This is a genomic window from Empedobacter falsenii, assembly GCF_013488205.1.
Classification (GTDB): Bacteria; Bacteroidota; Bacteroidia; order Flavobacteriales; family Weeksellaceae; genus Empedobacter; species Empedobacter falsenii_C.
Genome location: NZ_CP040908.1, coordinates 3,597,501 through 3,617,276, shown reverse-complemented (window position 1 = coordinate 3,617,276; position 19,776 = coordinate 3,597,501). Strand labels below are relative to the sequence as shown.

The window sequence follows — 19,776 nt, the reverse complement described above, 5'->3', positions numbered from 1 at the left end:
TTATTTTGAATATTTTTAAGCTTTACGTCCAACATATTGTATGCCAGAAAGCAACTTTTTTGCATCAACTTTCACTTCACTTCCTTTGATTTCTACTCCGTTTGTTGAGATTTTTCCGTTCGATCCAACTTTAGTTTTCCCTACAGAAACACCATCTTTTCCAACCGAAATATTTTCATAATCTTTTTGACTAATTCCAATGCAATCAACAGGATTATTCGCCGAAATTGTCAATTGATTTTCTTCGTTATCATATATAACACAACCTGTATTGATTTGATAATTCCCGACCAATTGTTTCGGAATTGTATAGATTACTTTTTCGTCACTTGCTAAATAAGAAATCGCATAAATACGCTTGTTTGGAATCAAATGATCGATCCAAATTTTCTTCGAAGATTGTTTGTCTTTTGTTATTTGCACATCATTTTCACTATCGCGCAATTCGTCTGGCGCAGTCAACGCAACTTGGCTGTAACGCCCTGTCACTTGCGCTTTCGTATTACTTGCAAAAGCCGTTACAAGTAAAGTAGCTAAAAAGAGTTTTTTCATATTCGATTGATTTAGTTTTGATTATGTTAATCCAAAAATGAAACCATTTTACAATTCGTCCTCGAAAATTGACAATTCGGTAACATATAATTTCAAACGAAAAGTGTTTGTAAGAACTTTGACTCAACAAATTAAAAAAAAACAAATGATGAAAACAATTTTCTTAACAATCGCAATTTTATTCGCTGTATCAACTTTTGCACAAAAGAATTTTGAATCAGATATGAATAAAACTTTAACGGAATGGAACAAAGGAAATCATTCTTCTGAAGCTAATTTTAAGCAATTAATAAATGATTATCCAAATGAATGGTTACCTAAATATTATTTGACTTTTTCTGAAGTTTTGAAAACTTTCGAATCAAAAGATGTGGATAAAAACGAAGAAATTCTTTCGAATGTAAAAACTCAAATCGATGATCTAGTTAAAAATAATCCATTAAATATAGAAATTCTCAATTTGAAAGCGTTGTATTTAACAGCAGAAATTGTGCAGAATCCAATGCAAAATGGTGCAATTTATTATCCAGAAGTAGTACAAATCTATCAAAAATCGTTGATGTTAAATCCTAGTAATCCGCGTTCTGTTTTAGGTTTGGCTGAGTTTAATATCAATGCTGCAAAATATAGCGGAATGGATATTACACAAGATTGTAAAAATGTAAAAAAATCTTTAGCTTTATTTAATGCTGAAAAGCCAAAAAATAATGAACCGATATGGGGAAAAAATCGTGCCGAAGCCTTGTTGAATAACGAATGTAAAAACGTACTATAATGATAGCTTTAGTTGCACAATTTATTCACGAAATTATTTTTTGGTTAATTAATTTGATTGCTTGATATGGATAAGTATTATAAAGGATATTTGAGATTATTTTCATTTGTATTTTCATTTGCAATTTTAGTATATGTATTTGATTTTAGTACAATTAATTTTCAAAATAATTCAAATTTTGATTTAGGTGTAGAAGTAGGCTTGTTAACAGGAAACTTTCTAAAATTTGTTGCTTTAGGGTTGGTCTTTTTAAAATTCTTAGAAGGAATTATTGTTTCTGACAAAAAGTTAATTGTTCGTAATATTTTGATTCTATTTGTAATCAATGTTTTGATTTATAGCGTGATATTTTTTACATCTCCAAATGTATCATTCAATCAATTTTTTCATCCAGAAGCTATCAAATATTTTATCGGATATTTTTCGTTCAGTGTTGCAGCATCTTTTGTGAATACAAGCATTTTTAATGAATATAGAATAGATGTACCAGATTCGCCTAAACCAGAAAAAGTTTTAAGAAAGTATTTTTTACGTTCTATTATTTATACGTTGGTATTGTATTATGTATTCGTGGAGTTTGCGAATCTCCTTTTGCAGAAATATATTTTTTACGATCAATCGATCAATTATCTTTTAGTTGCAGTTATCACGGTTTTCTTTTTGTTTTTATTCTTTATTATCGATCGAAAGAAAAATAAATTAGAACGTAAAATTGTTATCGAATCAACAAAAGCAGAAACAGCAACTGCACAATTCGAAACCTTAAAAAGTCAATTAGACCCACATTTTTTATTCAATAGTTTGAATGTTTTAACTGGTTTGATTGAAGAAAATCCAGATAATGCGATAGATTTTACAACATCGCTTTCTAAGATTTATCGATATGTTTTAGAACAAAAAGACAAAGAAGTTGTGTCGATTCAAGAAGAAATAAATTTTGCAAAAACCTATGTCAACCTTCTAAAATTAAGATTTGAAAATAGCATCGATTTCGAAATTGAACAAATAACTTTCTCTGAAACCGAATTTATTGTGCCACTTTCTTTGCAGATTTTATTAGAAAATACAATCAAACACAATATTGTATCTGATCAAAAACCTTTGAAAATTAAAATTTATAAAAAAGATAATTATTTGATAATTGAAAATTCTTTCCAACCAAAAGAAACCATTAAAGATTCGACAGGAATTGGGCTGAAAAATATTATTAATCGTTATCAATTAATTTCTAACCGAGAAGTGAACATCGAAAAAAATGAACAACTATTTCGTGTAGAACTTCCCATATTAACACAAAAAAATACAACTATGAATACACAAAATTTTGACGAACAACAAGCTTATTTACGTGCAATAGAGCGTGCAAAAGAATTGAAAAAGTTTTATGCGCATTTAGGAACTTATGTTGTAATGAGTTTATTCTTTTTTATTCTGAATTTAGTTACAAATAATGGACATTGGTGGTTTTATTGGCCAGTTTTAGGTTGGGGATTGGGCGTTGCACTAAATGCTGTAAAAGTTTTTGCGTATGGTTCTGGTTGGGAAGAGAATAAAGCCAAAGAAATCTTGGAAAAAGAGCAAAATAAAAAGTGGCAATAAATGAATTTTATAAATCAAATAAAGCAAACAAATTGGGTTAGAATAATTATTTTTTATGGATTGATATTAATCGGAACTTTTCTGATTCGTAAATGTCCTAATTTTTTACAATTGATTTTTGGAGGTTTAGTCGATTTTCAACTGCCTTGGAATATGAATCATGGGTTGATTATTTTTCTAATTAGTTTACTTTTCTATAAATTCTCTAAAGTTAAAAAAGAAGTCTCTCTTCTAGGAAAAGAAGGTTTCAAAACATTGATTTTTCCATTTATATTACTCGTTGGTTATTCAATTTATGGGATAAATAACGATTACGGAATTAATAAACATTTGTGGGCAGCGATTTTTATTTCTGTTACGTTGCTTTATGATATAATGGAAGAATATACTTGACGAGGTTATTTGAACGATGTTTTAGGAAATATATTTTGGATAATAAAAAGCATTGTAACAGGAGTATTTTGGGCTGTTTGGCATTTACTAATTTTTAAAGATTTCGATCAATTTGGAGGTTTTGGAATTTTCATGTTATTGTGCATTGTTTTTTCTTTTGTATTAACCTTTTCAACGATTCGAACAAAATCGATTATTGTTCCAGCAACAATTCATGCTTTAATGGCAAAAACAAATCTCGCAACATTGATCATTTTTGTCATTATACTTGCTTTATTATTTGTTTGGAATAAAATTTTTATGAGAAAACCGACTCGTGAACTAACTTAAAAAAAGATGAAAATATTAATTATAGAAGATGAAAAGCCTGCTGCGCGTTTATTAAAGCGACGTGTAGAAAAATTGGGTTATCAAATACATGAAATGTTGCATTCTGTAGAAGAAAGTGTAGCGTGGTTGAAAACGAATCCAAATCCAGATTTAATTTTTCTGGATATTCAGTTATCAGACGGTTTGTCGTTTGAGATTTTTAATCAAGTTAATGTTTCGTCTGCGATTATTTTTACGACGGCTTATGACGAATATGTATTGAAAGCGTTTAAATTAAATTCGGTTGACTATTTGTTGAAACCTGTTGATGAAGAGGAATTGAAGTTTGCAATTGAAAAATTTGAAAAACAATTTCAGCAAGCATCTTCAAGTTTTAATCTAAATGAATTGAAAAATTTTTTTTCAAATAATCAAACCGAAAAATTTAAAGAACGTTTTTCGATTAAAATAGGAACATCAATCAAAATTATAGAAATCGATAATATTGAATGTTTTTTTAGTGAAAACAAAGCAACGTATATTCATACAAAAGAAAACCGAAATTATTTGGTAGATTTTTCGTTGGATAAAGTGGAAGAACAAATCGACCCGAAAAAGTTTTTTAGAATTAATCGTAGTCAAATTATTCAAATCGATTCGATTAAAGAAATTACAATGTATTCTAATTCTAGATTAAAAATAATTTTAAATACTTACAACGAACAAGATATGATTGTGAGTCGCGAAAAAGTGACAGATTTTAAGAATTGGTTGGATTAAGATTGATTTCTTGCTTTTTTATGAAAATTTGTTCATAAAAACTTTTATTTTTGCATCAACCAATTAATTATCACTAAATACGAATGGAAAATATAATATCATTTTTTCAGAAATTCTCTTTCAATCAAATCGGAACAACTTTCGCCGTACTTTTTGCAGTTATCGATATCTTAGGAAGTATTCCAATTATTGTAGGAATTCGAAGCAAAGTTGGGCATATTCAGTCTGAAAAAGCGTCTATCGCAGCAGGAATCTTGATGATTTCGTTTTTATTTTTCGGAACAAAAATTTTGAAATTAGTTGGTGTTGATGTTCAGTCGTTTGCCGTTGCTGGAGCTTTTGTGATTTTTATCATCGCTATCGAAATGATTTTGGGAATTGAAATCCAGAAAGGAGTCGAATCCAACTCTGCATCCATCGTTCCTATTGCGTTTCCGTTAGTTGCGGGTGCAGGTTCGTTGACAACTGTACTTTCGCTTCGTTCGCAGTTTGCAGATATTAACATTGTGATTGCGATTATATTAAATATGTTAATCGTATATTTGGTGCTGAAATTCGCAGGAAAACTCGAAAAATGGATGGGACCTGGCGTTTTATCGGTGCTTAAAAAAGTATTTGGAGTAATTTTATTGTCAATCGCAATCAAATTATTTACGTCAAATATCGGTGCATTGTTTATGAATGAAATTAAAATTTAAAAATTCATTATCTAATGAAAACATATATTTATATCGCGACAATCGTTTTGTTGATAGGTTTAGGTTACAACCTATATGAGATGGATTATAAAGCTGGTTTTATGGCTGAGGAAAACTTTCGTAGCGTTTTAGGAATTGGAGCATCGGTTTGTGGATTAATTTTAGTATCTGTATACTTTAGTTTTTTCAGATTGCAAACAAATCTTAAGAAATAAACAGTTTTACAACTTATAATAAATGAAAAAGATTAATCCTAGGATTAATCTTTTTTTGTTTGTATCGCTTCGTTTAATTTTTCTAATAAAGTTTTGACAGATTGTTCGATTACTTCAAAAGGTTGATGTTTTGTAGAAGTATAAATCATCACTAAATCAACCGAATAGTTTTCATTAGGTTCAAGTAACAATTTATTTAATCTGTAAGCTTCTTTAGCACGGCGTTTCAATAAATTTCGGTCAACTGCGTATTTAAATTTTTTCTTTCCAACACTTACTCCTACCCTTATATTGTAATCCGCTTTCGGCTTGATTTTGTAGACAAATCTAATCGGATGAGAAACAAATGTTTTTCCATCAGAAAACAATTCATCGAATGCTTTTCTGCTTTTAAGTTTCTCATTCTTACCAAAAGTCAATTTCATATTGCAAAATTCTATGTAAATTTGTTGCTGCAAAAGTAAGTATTCTAAAAAGTTTTAGAATTATGTAACTTTGAAAATAATTTATTTTTATTTAAAACAAAAAAAGAACAATATGTATCCAGCAGAAATAGTAATGCCAATGAAGGCTCAGTTGACTTCTAATGGTTTTGAAGATTTAACTACTCCAGAACAAGTAGAAGCAGCAATAAAACAAGAAGGAACAACTTTGGTAATGGTAAATAGTGTTTGTGGTTGTGCTGCAGGTGCTGCAAGACCAGGAGTTGTAATGTCATTAGATAATGATAAAGTTCCTACACACTTAACAACAGTTTTCGCAGGATTTGATAAAGATGCTGTAGCAAAAGCACGTGAATTTTTTGCTCCATTTCCTCCAAGTTCTCCAGCAGTTGCTTTATTCAAAGATGGTGAATTAGTACATATGTTAGAGCGTCACCACATCGAAGGGCACTCTGCAGCAGCTATTGCAGAAAACTTAAAAGCAGCTTACAACGAGTTTGCTTAAGACTAAATTTGAAGGTTATTTCAAAAATATTTTAAAAAGTGGAGCAATTTGTTCCACTTTTTTTGTGTTCAAAATTCTTATAAAAAAGAGTTTTATAAATTTTAATTCGAGGAAAAGTTTAAAAACCTGAATTAACATCATAACATAAAATATATCATATCAAATTGATTGCTAAACCTATGAAATAGAGAAAAATGTATCAAAATAATCTGTAAATTAGCAATTCGAAATTTTTTAATATATTATTTAATAAACAAATGAGAATAGCAGTCGTAGGCGCTACCGGAATGGTCGGCAGAGTTATGCTCCAAGTTTTGGAAGAAAGAAATTTTCCAATCACTGAAATTATACCAGTAGCATCAGAAAGATCAATAGGAAAAACTATTGAATACAAAGGAAAAGAATACAAAATTGTATCAATGCAGGATGCTGTAGAAATGCGAGCTGATATCGCAATCTTTTCAGCAGGTGGAGAAACTTCCAAACAGTGGGCGCCTAAGTTTGCAGAAGTCGGAACAACTGTAATTGACAATTCATCGGCTTGGAGAATGGATCCAGATCGTCCGTTGATTGTACCAGAAATCAATGCAGATATTTTAACAACAAATGATAAAATCATCGCAAATCCTAACTGTTCTACAATTCAGTTGGTAATGGTGTTAAATCCTTTGCATAAAAAATATGGAATTAAACGTGTTGTTGTTTCTACGTATCAATCGGTTACAGGAACTGGTAAAGATGCAGTTGAACAATTGAATGGAGAAATTGAAGGACGTGATGTTGCGAAAGTTTATCCATATCAAATCTTCAAAAATGCATTGCCTCATTGTGATGTTTTTGATGAAGAAACAGGTTATACAAAAGAAGAATTGAAATTAACGCGTGAGCCTCGTAAAATTATGCGTGTGGACGAAATGAATATCACTGCTACTGCGGTTCGTGTTCCTGTGCAAGGAGGACATTCGGAGTCGGTGAATATTGAATTTGAGAATGATTTTGATTTAGCCGAAGTTCGCAAATTATTAGCAGAACAGGAAGGTGTAACAGTACAAGATAATCCAGACACAAATACTTATCCAATGGCTTTCTATTCAGAAGGAAAAGACGATGTTTTTGTAGGACGTATACGTCGTGATTTATCTCAACCAAATGCATTAAATTGTTGGATTGTTGCAGATAATTTACGCAAAGGTGCAGCTACAAATGCAGTTCAAATTGCTGAATATCTAGTAAAACATAATTTAGTTGGATAAAAAAATCAATTAAAAATGAATATAAAGTCGCTCTTGTAGCGACTTTTTTTTATGTTTAATGAATAAGTTTTCAGAACTTTAACAAATATTTTACGCTATCAAAGCAACCAGAAGCGTAATTTTCGCATCTAAATAATAAGAAAGAAAAAGTATTTTGGACGAAAAACAACTCATAAAAGCTTGTATCAGCAATGATTCGAAAGCACAGCGGCTGCTTTATGAAAAATATGATGCGCGATTTTTTGCGGTTTGTAAACGTTATTTTACCGATATACAACAAGCGGAAGATGCGTTGGTAAAAGGATTCTTGAAAATTTTTCAGAATCTTGAGAATTATTCGTTCGAAGGAAGTTTTGAAGGATGGATGCGAAGAATTATGATTAATGAATGTTTGATGGAGTTGCGGAAAAATAAAATTTTTCATCTCAATGTTGACGATTACTCCTCTTCCATTTCATCTAACCAAGAAGCTTCGCAACAAATAGAAGAAGATGATGTGATGAAACTCCTCGATTATCTACCCGAAGGCTGTCGTCTCGTGTTTACCCTCTACGTTATTGAGGGGTATAAACACAAAGAAATTGCCGAAAGTTTGGGCATTACAGAAGGAACATCGAAATCGCAACTTAATTTAGCGAAGACGAAATTGAAGGAAATGTTAAGTAAGAATGAAAATATAAAATCAAGTTTATCGTGAACACAAACGATCCAATAGAAGATTTATTTCGATCAAGAAGAAACGAAACTGTCGGCGAAAAACCAAGAGATTTGGTGTGGAAACGTATTGAATCTGGTTTGCAGAACGAGGAAAAGAAAAAGAAACCTATTCGCGAATTTGTTTCGAGTGTATGGTTTTCTGCTGCTGTTTTCGCGTTGATTGCGATTCCTTACTTTGTACTTTTTATCGAGAATATTAATACTGAAAATAGAGAAAATTCACTTGAAATTGTTAAAACAAATGTCCCAGTTATTGAGCAATCACCTCCTGAACAAGAAGAAATAGTGGTTTTAGAATCGAAAGATAAAGATTTGGAAAAACCTCTAGAAATAGTAAAGAATGATAAAGTTACAAAAGAGCCTGTTTATAAAGTAATGGAAGGGCATTCTGCTGGTGCAATTGATGATAAAGGATATTTTCCTCAATTATCTAAAGCGTCCGCTCCAAATGCTCCAGTTACTTTATCAGCACCGCAAGCAATGGAAGCTCGTTCTAAGGTTTTAGATTCGATAGAAAAAGAAGGTCAATATGCTAAAGCAAATAGTCAAAATTTTGGCTATACAAAAGATTCAGTCATTTCGGATAAGTTAGCAGGAAAAGCTTCAGGTGTCGTGATTAGGGGTGTTTCTAAAATGAAAGATACTTCTGATGTGATGAAAATGACGGTTGTTGCAGAAACACGAGCTGCAAATGCTTCGTTAGAAACAGCTTCGATGATGGATGTTTCTCCAAAAAAATCTGAAATTGACAAATATGCAATTGTTTATAAACCTTTAAAGTTTACAGTAAAATCGGATATTCTACGTACTAATTTTAAATTACAAAAGAAATCAAAAAATAAAATTTCGTTTGAAAGTACAACGAATAATCTTGTCATTACATTCGAAAAAGTAAATGATAAAATTGTTTTAACAACAAACGAACCAAAGGTTGATGCAACGCTTTTGGGAGTTTTGGAAAAAAATAAAAAAGAAATATTTAAATATTATCAATTAAAATAAAATGTTAATTTAGTAGAATTGAATGAATTAACATTTATGAAAAAATTTTTATCTCTAACTTTAATATTACTTGGTTTTACTTTTTCCTTGGCTCAAGATTTATATTTGGTTAAATTAAAACCAAAGGAAAATACATCAAATTTTTTATCAAACCCTTTGCAGATGCTTTCTCAACGATCATTAGATAGAAGAGAAAAGTATAAAATTTCGATTACTGAGGAAGATGTTCCTATATCTGAGTATAGAATTAATGAACTTAAAAAATTATCATTAAATTATATTGGGCATTCGAAATGGTTGAATACTGTAATGGTAGAGATTTCTGATGAAACTATTTTGAGTAAATTAAAAGCATTAAGTTTTGTTGAAACTGCAGAATCTTTGGTTCGTAATTCAGTTCCTAAATCATCAAATAAAAATTTGTCAAAATGGAAAGATCTAATACATAATTCAGAAGAGTTTAATTATGGTTATGCTAATGATTTTATTGACCAAATTAATTTAAAACCACTTCACAATAATAATATTTTAGGACAAGGAGTTTTGATAGCAGTTATTGATGCTGGCTTTCCTAGAGTTGATAAAATTTCAGCATTTGATATATTGCGTAAAGAGAATAGAATTCTTGACACCTATGATTTTGTAGATAAAAAAGAAAATGTATATGATGCAGATAATCATGGAACAATGGTTTTATCTACAATGACAGCAGAAGTTGAAGGAAAGTATGTTGGAACTGCTCCAAAAGCTACATATTCGTTATATCGATCAGAAGACAATACTTCAGAAACTCCAAAAGAGTTGATGTATTGGGTTCAAGCTGCAGAAAGAGCAGATAGTGTAGGATCTGATGTTATTAATACTTCTTTGGGATATTATGCTTTTGATGATGCGAGATACGATTATACATTTGATAATATGGATGGAAAAACGACACTAATTTCTAAAGGAGCTGAAATAGCTGCTAATAAAGGAGTTTTTGTTGTGGTAGCAGCTGGTAATGAAGGAAATGATCCTTGGAAAATGATTTCAGCACCTGCAGATGTTAAAAATGTGTTTTCAATTGGAGCAAATGATATATACAAAAATCCCGTAGCATTTTCGTCTTTTGGACCAAACGCATTAGGGGAAATTAAACCAAATGTATCAGCTTTAGGACAAAATATTGTAGTTTATTTGCCTGATGGAAGTTTAACTTATTCGAATGGAACTTCATTTGCATCACCAGTTTCAGCAGGAGCTGTAGCATTAATGATTCAACAATTTCCTAAAATTAAACACGATATTTTAAAAGATAAAATTCAAGAATCTGCTCATCTTTTTTCCTTTCCTTCAAATCAATTAGGCTATGGCGTACCAAATTATTATAAGGCATCTCAAGATTTATTGAAAACAAATGAGTTAGAGAACTTAAAATCAAAAAAAATATATCCGAATCCTTTTCAAGATATTATTAATATAAAATCTAAAGAAGAAATCGCAAAAATAGAATTATATAATTTGATTGGACAAAAGATTATTTCGATGAATAATCGAAATTCTATTTCAACAAATCAATTAAAATCTGGAGTTTATTTAATTCATATTACAGATTCTAAAGGAAATGTATTAGTAGAGAAAGTTGTTAAGAAGTAAATTATTTCCGAAGTCTAATGATTAATTTTTGACTTCGGAAATTTTATTTTGAATAATGTTTTATTGCATTTTCTTTGTCTTGATTCATCGCGGTGATTAAATCATCTAACGAATCAAATTTCTTTTCATCTCGCAAATGTCCTAAAAATTCAAGGCGAATTGTTTCTCCATAAATTTCTCGATCAAAATCCAAAATATTCACTTCTACCCGATGTTCGCGAGAATTGGTAACCGTTTCTCTAAATCCGATGCTCAATAAACCTAAATATTTTTGATTATCCACAAAAACATCAACCGCATAAACGCCATCTTTTGGAATCAATTTATTGGGATCAACTTGTAAATTAGCGGTAGGAAAACCAAGTGTACGCCCAATTTTATCACCATGAACAACTTCTCCAGAAAGTGGATAATGATAGTTCAACGCTTTGTTTGCATACGCGATATTTCCTTCGATAAGTGCATTTCTAATTTTTGTAGAACTCACCGCCACATCATTTTCTTCGACAGCTTGCAATTGAATCAAATTGAAACCATATTCTTTCGAAAGAACTTGTAATTGCTCAAAATTTCCTTCTCTATTTTTCCCGAAATGATGATCGTAACCAATCACTAACGTATCAATATTGATTTTATCAACCAATAAATTCTTGACAAATTCGACAGAAGTTACTTGGGAAAAATCTTTTGTAAACGCTTGAATAATCAAATGTTCTAACCCAAATTGACGTAAAACATTTTCTTTTTCCTCTAAAGTATTCAAGAATTTAAGATCACAATTTGGTTGTAAAACCATTCGAGGATGTGGATTAAAAGTAATCAGAACACTTTCCCCATCAATTTCATTTGCAATTGTATTGAGTTGTTTTAGAATAGATTGATGTCCAATGTGTACACCATCAAACATGCCCAAAGTAAGGACGGGACGTTTGATAGGTTTGATTTCTTCTAAGGATTGATAAACGTTCACTAAAAATGATTTTGCACAAAATTAAGGCTTTCAAATCGAACTTCAAATCTATTTTTAATTTCCTTTGATTGTAATATTCTGATTACTAATCAAAATATTATGACAAAAATCTTAAAAAGTATATAAATTATACAATGTTTTTAACTTACCTTTGCACCCAAATAAAATAAACTAAATCATTTCATATAATGGCAAATCAAAAGAAAGGTAAGATTGCACAGGTTATTGGACCTGTAATTGACGTTATTTTTGATAACGCAGAAGGCCTTCCAAATATTTATGATGCATTAGAGGTTCCTCGTCAAGGAAAAGAAACATTAATTCTTGAAGTCGAGCAACACATCGGTGAAGATACTGTACGTTGTATCGCAATGGATAGTTCTGATGGTTTACAAAGAGGTCAAGAAGTTATCGCTTTAGGAAAACCAATTATGGTTCCTATTGGAGAAAACATCAAAGGACGTGTATTTAATGTAGTTGGAGATGCTATTGATGGTTTAGGGAATTTAGACAAAGAAAACGGTTTACCTATTCACCGTCCAGCTCCAAAATTCGAAGAATTATCAACATCTGCAGAAGTTTTATTTACAGGGATTAAAGTAATTGACTTAGTAGAGCCATACGTAAAAGGTGGTAAAATTGGTTTATTTGGTGGTGCCGGAGTAGGTAAAACAGTATTAATTCAGGAGTTGATGAACAACATCGCTAAAGGACACGGAGGTTTATCTGTATTCGCTGGTGTTGGTGAGCGTACTCGTGAAGGTAATGACTTAATGCGTGAGATGATTGAAGCTGGATTAATTAATTACGGTGAAGATTTCATGCACTCTATGGAAGGTGGATCTTGGGATTTATCTAAAGTAAACAGCGAAAACATGAAAGAGTCTAAAGCTGCTTTCGTTTTCGGACAAATGAATGAACCTCCAGGTGCACGTGCTCGTGTTGCTTTAACAGGTTTAACATTAGCTGAATATTTCCGTGATGGAGATGGACAAGGTCAAGGACGTGACGTATTATTCTTCGTAGATAATATCTTCCGTTTTACACAAGCAGGTTCTGAGGTTTCTGCCTTATTAGGACGTATGCCATCAGCCGTAGGTTATCAGCCAACATTAGCAACTGAAATGGGTGCTATGCAAGAGCGTATTACATCTACTAAAAACGGATCTATTACATCTGTACAAGCAGTATATGTACCTGCCGATGATTTAACTGACCCTGCGCCAGCTACGACTTTCGCGCACTTAGATGCTACAACGGTATTAGATCGTAAAATTGCTTCATTAGGTATTTACCCAGCGGTAGATCCATTGAACTCTACATCTCGTATCTTATCACCAGCAATTATTGGTAAAGAACATTACGAAACAGCACAACGTGTAAAAGAAATCTTACAACGTTACAATGCTTTACAAGATATCATCGCGATTTTAGGTATGGAAGAGTTATCAGAAGAGGATAAGTTAGTTGTACACCGTGCACGTCGTATCCAACGTTTCTTATCTCAACCATTCCACGTTGCAGAACAGTTTACAGGTATCCCAGGTGTTTTAGTAGACATCAAAGATACAATCAAAGGATTCAACATGATCTTAGATGGTGAAGTTGACCAATATCCTGAGGCTGCATTCAACTTACGTGGTACAATCGAAGAAGCGATTGAAGCTGGAGAAAAAATGTTAGCAGAAGCTAAATAATATAGTTTAACCATACAAAGAGTGCTTACGTTTCTTTTCTTTTTGAAAGTTGCTAAGTACTCTTTTTTTTAAAAACAATAGGATTATGCACTTACAAATTATTACGCCAGAATTCGTAGTTTTCGATGCAGAAGTAGATGCTGTTACTTTACCAGGGAAAGATGGTGAATTTCAGTTATTAAATAACCACGCTCCTATCGTTGCAACTTTAGGTGAAGGAACAATCAAAATTAAAGTTCACACAAAAACTTTCGAAGATTTCGATAATCAATCTGGTAAAGTTTACAGTTCTCCATCTAATGAATCTACATTATTGTTAGATATCAAAGGAGGAACAATAGAAATGAACAATAATAAAGTAATAGTTTTAGCAAACTAATTACTTTTTTATCATAAAACTTAAAAGGAGATCAATTTTGATCTCCTTTTTTTATATTTTCTACTTAATATTCTCTTTTTTACTTCAAATTTTATTCTGTTTAAATGCTTTTTATAGATTTCGAAAGAAATATTTTTAACTTTTTGGTGTAAATATTCTTTATAAATTGATTTTGTAGATTTATTTTCTGAAAACTTATTATAAATTTTATTATTTAGAAAATTATTCTAATTTCACATCTAATATAAAACTACAAAGTGTAGTTAGAAATGAATAATTTTTTTAAAGATGAAGTACAATTCTAAAAAACATTCTTTTGGACACGGCGTCCTGCTTCACAGCATCTATAATTGTATCAATAGTAAAATTCGAATGTGCAGCTGCTAATTTCAGCTAACTAACCTACCCTACTATTTATTAATCGTAGTCACATTCAAAACAATTTTATTATGTCAACAGAAAAACAATTACATTTCGATACTTTACAAGTGCACGCAGGTCAAGAAGTAGACCCAACAACAGGCTCTCGCGCTGTTCCAATTTATCAAACATCTTCTTATGTATTTAATGATGCCGAACACGGAGCAAATTTATTTGCTTTGAAAGAATTTGGTAACATTTACACAAGAATTCAGAATCCAACAACTGACGTTTTCGAAAAACGTATTGCTGCGCTCGAAGGTGGTGTTGCGGCATTAGCTGTTTCATCGGGACAAGCGGCACAATTTATTGCTTTAAATAATATTTTAGAATCAGGTGATAATTTTGTTTCAGCTTCTAATCTTTATGGCGGAACATATAATCAATTCAAGGTTGGTTTTAAGCGTTTAGGTGTTGATGTTCGCTTTGCCGAAGATGCAGATCCAGCTAAAATTGAATCATTAATTGATGAAAATACAAAAGCGATTTATGCAGAAACGATAGGAAACCCGAGTTTTAATGTTCCAGATTTTGAAGCAATCGCTGCAATTGCACAAAAACACAACATTCCATTTATTGTGGATAATACGTTTGGTGCGGGCGGTTATATTTTCAAACCTTTAGAACATGGAGCAAATGTTGTCGTTGAATCTGCAACAAAATGGATCGGTGGACATGGAACTTCGATTGGTGGAGTTATCGTGGATGGCGGAAATTATGATTGGGGTAATGGTAAATTTCCACAATTTTCTGAACCATCAGAAGGTTATCATGGTTTAGTTTTTTCCGATGTCTTCGGGGTGAATGGACCTTTTGGGAATATTCAGTTTATTATTCGTGCTCGCGTAGAAGGTTTGCGCGATTTTGGTCCCGCAATTTCACCTTTCAATTCTTTCCTATTGTTACAAGGTTTAGAAACGTTGTCGTTAAGAGTTCAGAAACATTTGGACAATACGTTAGAAATTGCGCATTGGTTAGAACTTCATCCGCAAGTAGAAAAAGTGAATTATCCTGGATTAATTACTTCTCCAAGTCATCATTTGGCAAAAAAATATTTGAAAAATGGTTTTGGGGCTGTTTTATCGTTCCAAATTAAAGGAAATGCAGACAAAGCGAATCAATTTATTGATAGTTTAGAATTGATTAATCATTTAGCAAATGTTGGTGACGCAAAATCGTTAATTATTCATCCTTCCGCAACAACTCATCAACAATTGAGCGATGGTGAACAAAAATCTGCTGGAGTTTTTCCAGGATTATTGCGTCTTTCTGTCGGAATCGAATATATTGATGATATCAAAAATGATCTTCAGCAAGCTTTTGATAAAATTAAGTAAACAAAGTATTTTAGCTATAAATTAATTCAGTGAATTTTCATCAATATAATTATACAAAGCCATTTCAATTAGAAAATGGTCAAATTCTCGAAAATTTAACCATTGCTTATCATACAGCGGGAACATTGAATCCCGAAAAAAACAATATCATCTGGGTTTGTCATGCTTTAACGGCAAACTCGGATGTTTTCGATTGGTGGGCTGGTCTTTTTGGAGAAAATGAATTGTTCAATCCAAAAGATCATTTTATTATTTGTGCAAATGTGATTGGTTCTAATTACGGAACAACAAATCCGTTGTCTACAAATCCTGAAACAAATTCGCCTTATTATAGAGATTTTCCTACAATTACGATAAAAGATATGTCAAATGCGCATCAATTGTTAGCAGATCATTTAGGAATTTCAACTATTCATTTATTAATTGGTGGTTCACTCGGTGGTCAACAAGCGTTAGAATTTACGTTGCTGAATCAAGTTAAAGTGGATAATTTGGTTTTGTTGGCGACAAACGCGATACATTCTCCTTGGGGAATTGCGTTCAACGAATCGCAGCGTTTAGCTATCGAAGCCGATTCAACTTTTAATGATAAAACTGAGAATGGAGGAAGAAATGGATTGATTGCAGCACGTACAATTGCGATGTTGTCTTACCGTACCTATATTATATATGAACAGAAGCAAAAAGACGAGGATTCTGTTTACAATGATTTCAAAGCTTCTTCTTATCAAAAATATCAAGGTGAAAAATTAGCAAACAGATTCAATGCTCATTCTTATTGGACACTTTCGAAAGCCATGGATTCACAAAATCTGGCTCGAAATAGAGAATCTTTAGAGAAATCTTTGTCTCAGATTTCTTCGAACACTTTAGTGATTGGAATTTCCTCGGATATTTTATTTCCACCAAGTGAGCAAAAATTTATAGCGAATCATATTCCAAATGCAAAATTCATCGAAATAGATTCTATTTTTGGACACGATGGTTTCTTGGTCGAATTACAAGAATTAAATACAATTTTGGAACATCTCGTATAATATTATGAAATGAATAATTATATGAAGCTCGATTTATTCGAGCTTTTTTTATTTATAAATAGATTCTACTTCGTAGAATTTCTCCCGAGTCGCTCCTTCAAAAGTATCCATTTTACTTTTCTTTTGTTCAAGAAAAGCAAAACGTCTAATCATTTTGTGCGTTAAAAACGGGCTTTTCCCGTCTAAAATTATCGATCTATCGTTTTAAATCCAAACATTTCAAAAAATATTTCTCATCATACCAGTAACTTAAGAGAAGAATGTAAAATAAATGTAAATTATGTTTGGAAAAACGAATAATGCAGGCGTATATTTGCAACCTCAATACGAAAGACGAGTAGTATTGAAATTGACATAGGGACTTATATAGCGACAAAAATTATTTAAAAATAAATTTGCGAGTTTAGAAATAAGTTTTACCTTTGCAAACCGATTCTGAAAGGAGTTTTGGAGTGAAAGTAAATTGACTTATTAAAATAAAAACTTTAAAAATTTTCGAAATAAAATTTGTTAGTTAAAAAATAAGTATTACCTTTGCAACCGCAAATACCGAGAGGTTTTGCTAAGATGAGGAGTTCATTTGAAATTATAAAATATACAGAAGAAAAAATAGCCGAATAAAACGAAGTCAATCCTTGAATAATGGAGCTATAGGAAATTCGAAGTTGTAAAAAACAGAAGCTAACGCTTCAAAAAAAATTATTTACAATGGAGAGTTTGATCCTGGCTCAGGATGAACGCTAGCGGGAGGCTTAACACATGCAAGCCGAGGGGTATATTTCTTTCGGGAGATAGAGACCGGCGCACGGGTGCGTAACGCGTATGCAACTTGCCCTACTGAAAAGGATAGCCCTTCGAAAGGAGGATTAATACTTTATAATAGAAATCATGGCATCATGAATTTTTGAAAGATTTATCGCAGTAGGATAGGCATGCGTAAGATTAGTTAGTTGGTGAGGTAACGGCTCACCAAGACGATGATCTTTAGGGGGCCTGAGAGGGTGAACCCCCACACTGGTACTGAGACACGGACCAGACTCCTACGGGAGGCAGCAGTGAGGAATATTGGACAATGGGTGGAAGCCTGATCCAGCCATCCCGCGTGTAGGATGACGGCCTTATGGGTTGTAAACTACTTTTATCTGGGGATAAACCTACTTACGTGTAAGTAGCTGAAGGTACCAGAAGAATAAGCACCGGCTAACTCCGTGCCAGCAGCCGCGGTAATACGGAGGGTGCAAGCGTTATCCGGATTTATTGGGTTTAAAGGGTCCGTAGGCGGATTAATCAGTCAGTGGTGAAATCTCATAGCTTAACTATGAAACTGCCATTGATACTGTTAGTCTTGAGTGATGTTGAAGTTGCTGGAATGTGTAGTGTAGCGGTGAAATGCTTAGATATTACGCAGAACACCAATTGCGAAGGCAGGTGACTAAACATAAACTGACGCTGATGGACGAAAGCGTGGGGAGCGAACAGGATTAGATACCCTGGTAGTCCACGCCGTAAACGATGGATACTTGCTGTTGGATTTTCGGATTCAGTGGCTAAGCGAAAGTTATAAGTATCCCACCTGGGGAGTACGTTCGCAAGAATGAAACTCAAAGGAATTGACGGGGGCCCGCACAAGCGGTGGAGCATGTGGTTTAATTCGATGATACGCGAGGAACCTTACCAAGGCTTAAATGCAATTTGACAGATCTAGAAATAGATTTTTCTTCGGACAGAATGCAAGGTGCTGCATGGCTGTCGTCAGCTCGTGCCGTGAGGTGTTAGGTTAAGTCCTGCAACGAGCGCAACCCCTATCATTAGTTGCCAGCGTTTAAAGACGGGGACTCTAATGAGACTGCCGGTGCAAACCGCGAGGAAGGTGGGGACGACGTCAAGTCATCACGGCCCTTACGTCTTGGGCTACACACGTGCTACAATGGTAAGTACAGAGGGCAGCTACTTGGCAACAAGATGCGAATCTCAAAAACTTATCTCAGTTCGGATTGGAGTCTGCAACTCGACTCTATGAAGCTGGAATCGCTAGTAATCGCATATCAGCCATGATGCGGTGAATACGTTCCCGGGCCTTGTACACACCGCCCGTCAAGCCATGGAAGCTGGGGGTACCTGAAGTCGGTGACCGTAAAAGGAGCTGCCTAGGGTAAAACTGGTAACTAGGGCTAAGTCGTAACAAGGTAGCCGTACCGGAAGGTGCGGCTGGAACATCTCATATTTAGAGAACGACGAATTTTCTTCTATTAGTAGAAGATTGATTTTGATTCGGCTTTTTATTCTGTAGTATTATATAAATATATTAGAAGTTAGATATTAGAATTGAGAACTTAGATAAATCTAAATACTTATCTCTCAATACTAAAATCTTACAACTAAAAAGACCACTCTTTAAGAGTATTAAAGAGTCTCATAGCTCAGCTGGTTAGAGCGCTACACTGATAATGTAGAGGTCGGCAGTTCGAGTCTGCCTGAGACTACAAACGTACAACGTTAAACGTTCTACGTAATACGTAAAAAGAGGGGGATTAGCTCAGCTGGCTAGAGCGCTTGCCTTGCACGCAAGAGGTCATCGGTTCGACTCCGATATTCTCCACAAAATTAGTTTTTATGACTAATAGAAGAGTTCATTGACATTATTGAAAAAAAACATACAATCAAAACAGATTTAGAGATAAATCAAAGTTTATATAAGGTATACAATTAATCAAGAAAACGAGTAAGATTAACATAACCGCTCAATAATATGACGGTTAAATCGAGAAAAAAGTTACAAAGGGCGTACGGCGGATGCCTAGGCTTTGAGAGGCGATGAAGGACGTGATAAGCTGCGATAAGCTACGGGGAGCGGCACATACGCATTAATCCGTAGATTTCCGAATGGGACAACCCGGCATGTTGAAGACATGTCACTCACGTAAGTGAGAGCGAACGTTGGGAACTGAAACATCTAAGTACCAATAGGAAAAGAAATCAATTGAGATTCCGTAAGTAGTGGCGAGCGAACGCGGATTAGCCCTAAAGACTTTATAATGATAATAGAATAACCTGGAAAGG

The 19,776-nt window shown here is 33.1% G+C and carries 19 protein-coding genes, 2 tRNA genes and 2 rRNA genes (1 of these 23 cut by a window edge); 20 read left to right on the top strand and 3 right to left on the bottom strand.

All coding sequences use genetic code 11. The annotated features are described in order from the left end of the window. Window positions 1-15: 15 nt before the first annotated feature. Window positions 16-552 carry a hypothetical protein gene (locus FH779_RS16855; RefSeq protein ID WP_180905519.1) on the bottom strand — a complete coding sequence of 179 codons (537 nt, stop codon included), beginning with the start codon at window positions 550-552 and terminating at the stop codon, window positions 16-18. Between the two features lie 37 nt (window positions 553-589). On the opposite strand from FH779_RS16855, the gene FH779_RS16850 reads away from it, so the two are divergent. The 7 genes from FH779_RS16850 (at window position 590) to FH779_RS16825 (ending at window position 5,321) form a co-directional block, all read left to right on the top strand. Continuing rightward, the gene (locus FH779_RS16850) at window positions 590-1,327 is read left to right on the top strand and encodes a tetratricopeptide repeat protein (protein ID WP_180905518.1); all 738 of its coding nucleotides are present in this window, start codon (window positions 590-592) and stop codon (window positions 1,325-1,327) included. Between the two features lie 66 nt (window positions 1,328-1,393). Then, window positions 1,394-2,926, top strand: coding sequence for a histidine kinase (locus FH779_RS16845; protein WP_180905517.1), 1,533 nt, complete (start codon window positions 1,394-1,396; stop codon window positions 2,924-2,926). Next, window positions 2,927-3,319, top strand: coding sequence for a hypothetical protein (locus FH779_RS17620; protein ID WP_244957985.1), 393 nt, complete (start codon window positions 2,927-2,929; stop codon window positions 3,317-3,319). It abuts the gene before it with no gap. Window positions 3,320-3,328: 9 nt separating this feature from the next. Beyond that, window positions 3,329-3,649 carry a CPBP family glutamic-type intramembrane protease gene (locus FH779_RS17615; protein WP_244957984.1) on the top strand — a complete coding sequence of 107 codons (321 nt, stop codon included), beginning with the start codon at window positions 3,329-3,331 and terminating at the stop codon, window positions 3,647-3,649. A 6-nt stretch (window positions 3,650-3,655) separates the two neighbouring features. Continuing rightward, window positions 3,656-4,408: a LytR/AlgR family response regulator transcription factor gene (locus FH779_RS16835; RefSeq protein ID WP_114998638.1), complete on the top strand. Its 753-nt coding sequence runs from the start codon at window positions 3,656-3,658 to the stop codon at window positions 4,406-4,408. Between the two features lie 83 nt (window positions 4,409-4,491). Next, window positions 4,492-5,106 (top strand): MarC family protein, encoded by a 615-nt coding sequence (locus FH779_RS16830; RefSeq protein WP_114998639.1) that lies wholly within the window; start codon window positions 4,492-4,494, stop codon window positions 5,104-5,106. Between the two features lie 14 nt (window positions 5,107-5,120). Beyond that, window positions 5,121-5,321 (top strand): hypothetical protein, encoded by a 201-nt coding sequence (locus tag FH779_RS16825; protein WP_038336158.1) that lies wholly within the window; start codon window positions 5,121-5,123, stop codon window positions 5,319-5,321. A 44-nt stretch (window positions 5,322-5,365) separates the two neighbouring features. Here FH779_RS16825 and rnpA read toward each other — a convergent pair whose 3' ends face one another. Next, window positions 5,366-5,746: a ribonuclease P protein component gene (gene rnpA, locus FH779_RS16820; protein ID WP_038336156.1), complete on the bottom strand. Its 381-nt coding sequence runs from the start codon at window positions 5,744-5,746 to the stop codon at window positions 5,366-5,368. A 112-nt stretch (window positions 5,747-5,858) separates the two neighbouring features. On the opposite strand from rnpA, the gene FH779_RS16815 reads away from it, so the two are divergent. From FH779_RS16815 to FH779_RS16795, 5 genes are all read left to right on the top strand, one after another. Then, entirely contained in the window at window positions 5,859-6,269 is a 411-nt protein-coding gene (locus FH779_RS16815) for a BrxA/BrxB family bacilliredoxin (RefSeq protein WP_038336154.1), read from the top strand. A 257-nt stretch (window positions 6,270-6,526) separates the two neighbouring features. Then, entirely contained in the window at window positions 6,527-7,522 is a 996-nt protein-coding gene (locus FH779_RS16810) for an aspartate-semialdehyde dehydrogenase (RefSeq protein ID WP_038336152.1), read from the top strand. A gap of 154 nt (window positions 7,523-7,676) precedes the next feature. Beyond that, window positions 7,677-8,219, top strand: a complete 543-nt coding sequence (locus FH779_RS16805) for an RNA polymerase sigma factor (RefSeq protein ID WP_038336150.1) — start codon at window positions 7,677-7,679, stop codon at window positions 8,217-8,219. After that, window positions 8,216-9,241: a hypothetical protein gene (locus tag FH779_RS16800; RefSeq protein WP_180905516.1), complete on the top strand. Its 1,026-nt coding sequence runs from the start codon at window positions 8,216-8,218 to the stop codon at window positions 9,239-9,241. The genes FH779_RS16805 and FH779_RS16800 overlap by 4 nt, the downstream gene beginning before the upstream one ends. 36 nt (window positions 9,242-9,277) lie before the next feature. After that, window positions 9,278-10,876 (top strand): S8 family serine peptidase, encoded by a 1,599-nt coding sequence (locus FH779_RS16795; protein ID WP_180905515.1) that lies wholly within the window; start codon window positions 9,278-9,280, stop codon window positions 10,874-10,876. A 43-nt stretch (window positions 10,877-10,919) separates the two neighbouring features. On the opposite strand, the gene FH779_RS16790 is transcribed toward FH779_RS16795, so the two are convergent. Further along, complete coding sequence (locus FH779_RS16790; RefSeq protein WP_180905514.1) at window positions 10,920-11,846, bottom strand: bifunctional riboflavin kinase/FAD synthetase; 927 nt, start codon at window positions 11,844-11,846, stop codon at window positions 10,920-10,922. A 188-nt stretch (window positions 11,847-12,034) separates the two neighbouring features. On the opposite strand from FH779_RS16790, the gene atpD reads away from it, so the two are divergent. From atpD to FH779_RS16750, 8 genes are all read left to right on the top strand, one after another. Next, the gene (atpD, locus tag FH779_RS16785; RefSeq protein WP_114998651.1) at window positions 12,035-13,543 is read left to right on the top strand and encodes a F0F1 ATP synthase subunit beta; all 1,509 of its coding nucleotides are present in this window, start codon (window positions 12,035-12,037) and stop codon (window positions 13,541-13,543) included. Between the two features lie 85 nt (window positions 13,544-13,628). Continuing rightward, on the top strand, window positions 13,629-13,922 hold the full coding sequence (locus FH779_RS16780; protein WP_038336143.1) for a F0F1 ATP synthase subunit epsilon: 294 nt from the start codon (window positions 13,629-13,631) through the stop codon (window positions 13,920-13,922). A 449-nt stretch (window positions 13,923-14,371) separates the two neighbouring features. Continuing rightward, a complete protein-coding gene (locus FH779_RS16775) occupies window positions 14,372-15,679 on the top strand; it encodes an O-acetylhomoserine aminocarboxypropyltransferase/cysteine synthase family protein (RefSeq protein ID WP_180905513.1) in 1,308 nt (435 codons plus the stop codon). 29 nt (window positions 15,680-15,708) lie between these two features. Beyond that, window positions 15,709-16,716, top strand: coding sequence for a homoserine O-acetyltransferase family protein (locus FH779_RS16770; protein ID WP_180905512.1), 1,008 nt, complete (start codon window positions 15,709-15,711; stop codon window positions 16,714-16,716). A gap of 705 nt (window positions 16,717-17,421) precedes the next feature. After that, a 16S ribosomal RNA gene (locus tag FH779_RS16765) occupies window positions 17,422-18,940 on the top strand. Window positions 18,941-19,125: 185 nt separating this feature from the next. Next, window positions 19,126-19,199 (top strand) — tRNA-Ile (locus FH779_RS16760). Between the two features lie 42 nt (window positions 19,200-19,241). Next, window positions 19,242-19,315: transfer RNA gene (locus FH779_RS16755), tRNA-Ala, on the top strand. Between the two features lie 167 nt (window positions 19,316-19,482). Then, a 23S ribosomal RNA gene (locus FH779_RS16750) occupies window positions 19,483-19,776 on the top strand; it runs 2,490 nt beyond the window's last position. The 16S and 23S rRNA genes sit together here with 2 tRNA genes alongside, the layout of an rRNA operon.

Excerpts from the sequence above, each read along its gene's own strand:
- FH779_RS16850 (WP_180905518.1), top strand. The coding sequence starts at position 590 with ATGAAACCATTTTACAATTCGTCCTCGAAAATTGACAATTCGGTAACA.
- FH779_RS16810 (WP_038336152.1), top strand. The coding sequence starts at position 6,527 with ATGAGAATAGCAGTCGTAGGCGCTACCGGAATGGTCGGCAGAGTTATG.
- FH779_RS16830 (WP_114998639.1), top strand. The coding sequence starts at position 4,492 with ATGGAAAATATAATATCATTTTTTCAGAAATTCTCTTTCAATCAAATC.
- FH779_RS17620 (WP_244957985.1), top strand. The coding sequence starts at position 2,927 with ATGAATTTTATAAATCAAATAAAGCAAACAAATTGGGTTAGAATAATT.
- FH779_RS16795 (WP_180905515.1), top strand. The coding sequence starts at position 9,278 with ATGAAAAAATTTTTATCTCTAACTTTAATATTACTTGGTTTTACTTTT.
- FH779_RS16845 (WP_180905517.1), top strand. The coding sequence starts at position 1,394 with ATGGATAAGTATTATAAAGGATATTTGAGATTATTTTCATTTGTATTT.
- FH779_RS16825 (WP_038336158.1), top strand. The coding sequence starts at position 5,121 with ATGAAAACATATATTTATATCGCGACAATCGTTTTGTTGATAGGTTTA.
- FH779_RS16815 (WP_038336154.1), top strand. The coding sequence starts at position 5,859 with ATGTATCCAGCAGAAATAGTAATGCCAATGAAGGCTCAGTTGACTTCT.
- rnpA (WP_038336156.1), bottom strand. The coding sequence starts at position 5,746 with ATGAAATTGACTTTTGGTAAGAATGAGAAACTTAAAAGCAGAAAAGCA.
- atpD (WP_114998651.1), top strand. The coding sequence starts at position 12,035 with ATGGCAAATCAAAAGAAAGGTAAGATTGCACAGGTTATTGGACCTGTA.
- FH779_RS16775 (WP_180905513.1), top strand. The coding sequence starts at position 14,372 with ATGTCAACAGAAAAACAATTACATTTCGATACTTTACAAGTGCACGCA.
- FH779_RS16780 (WP_038336143.1), top strand. The coding sequence starts at position 13,629 with ATGCACTTACAAATTATTACGCCAGAATTCGTAGTTTTCGATGCAGAA.
- FH779_RS16855 (WP_180905519.1), bottom strand. The coding sequence starts at position 552 with ATGAAAAAACTCTTTTTAGCTACTTTACTTGTAACGGCTTTTGCAAGT.
- FH779_RS16835 (WP_114998638.1), top strand. The coding sequence starts at position 3,656 with ATGAAAATATTAATTATAGAAGATGAAAAGCCTGCTGCGCGTTTATTA.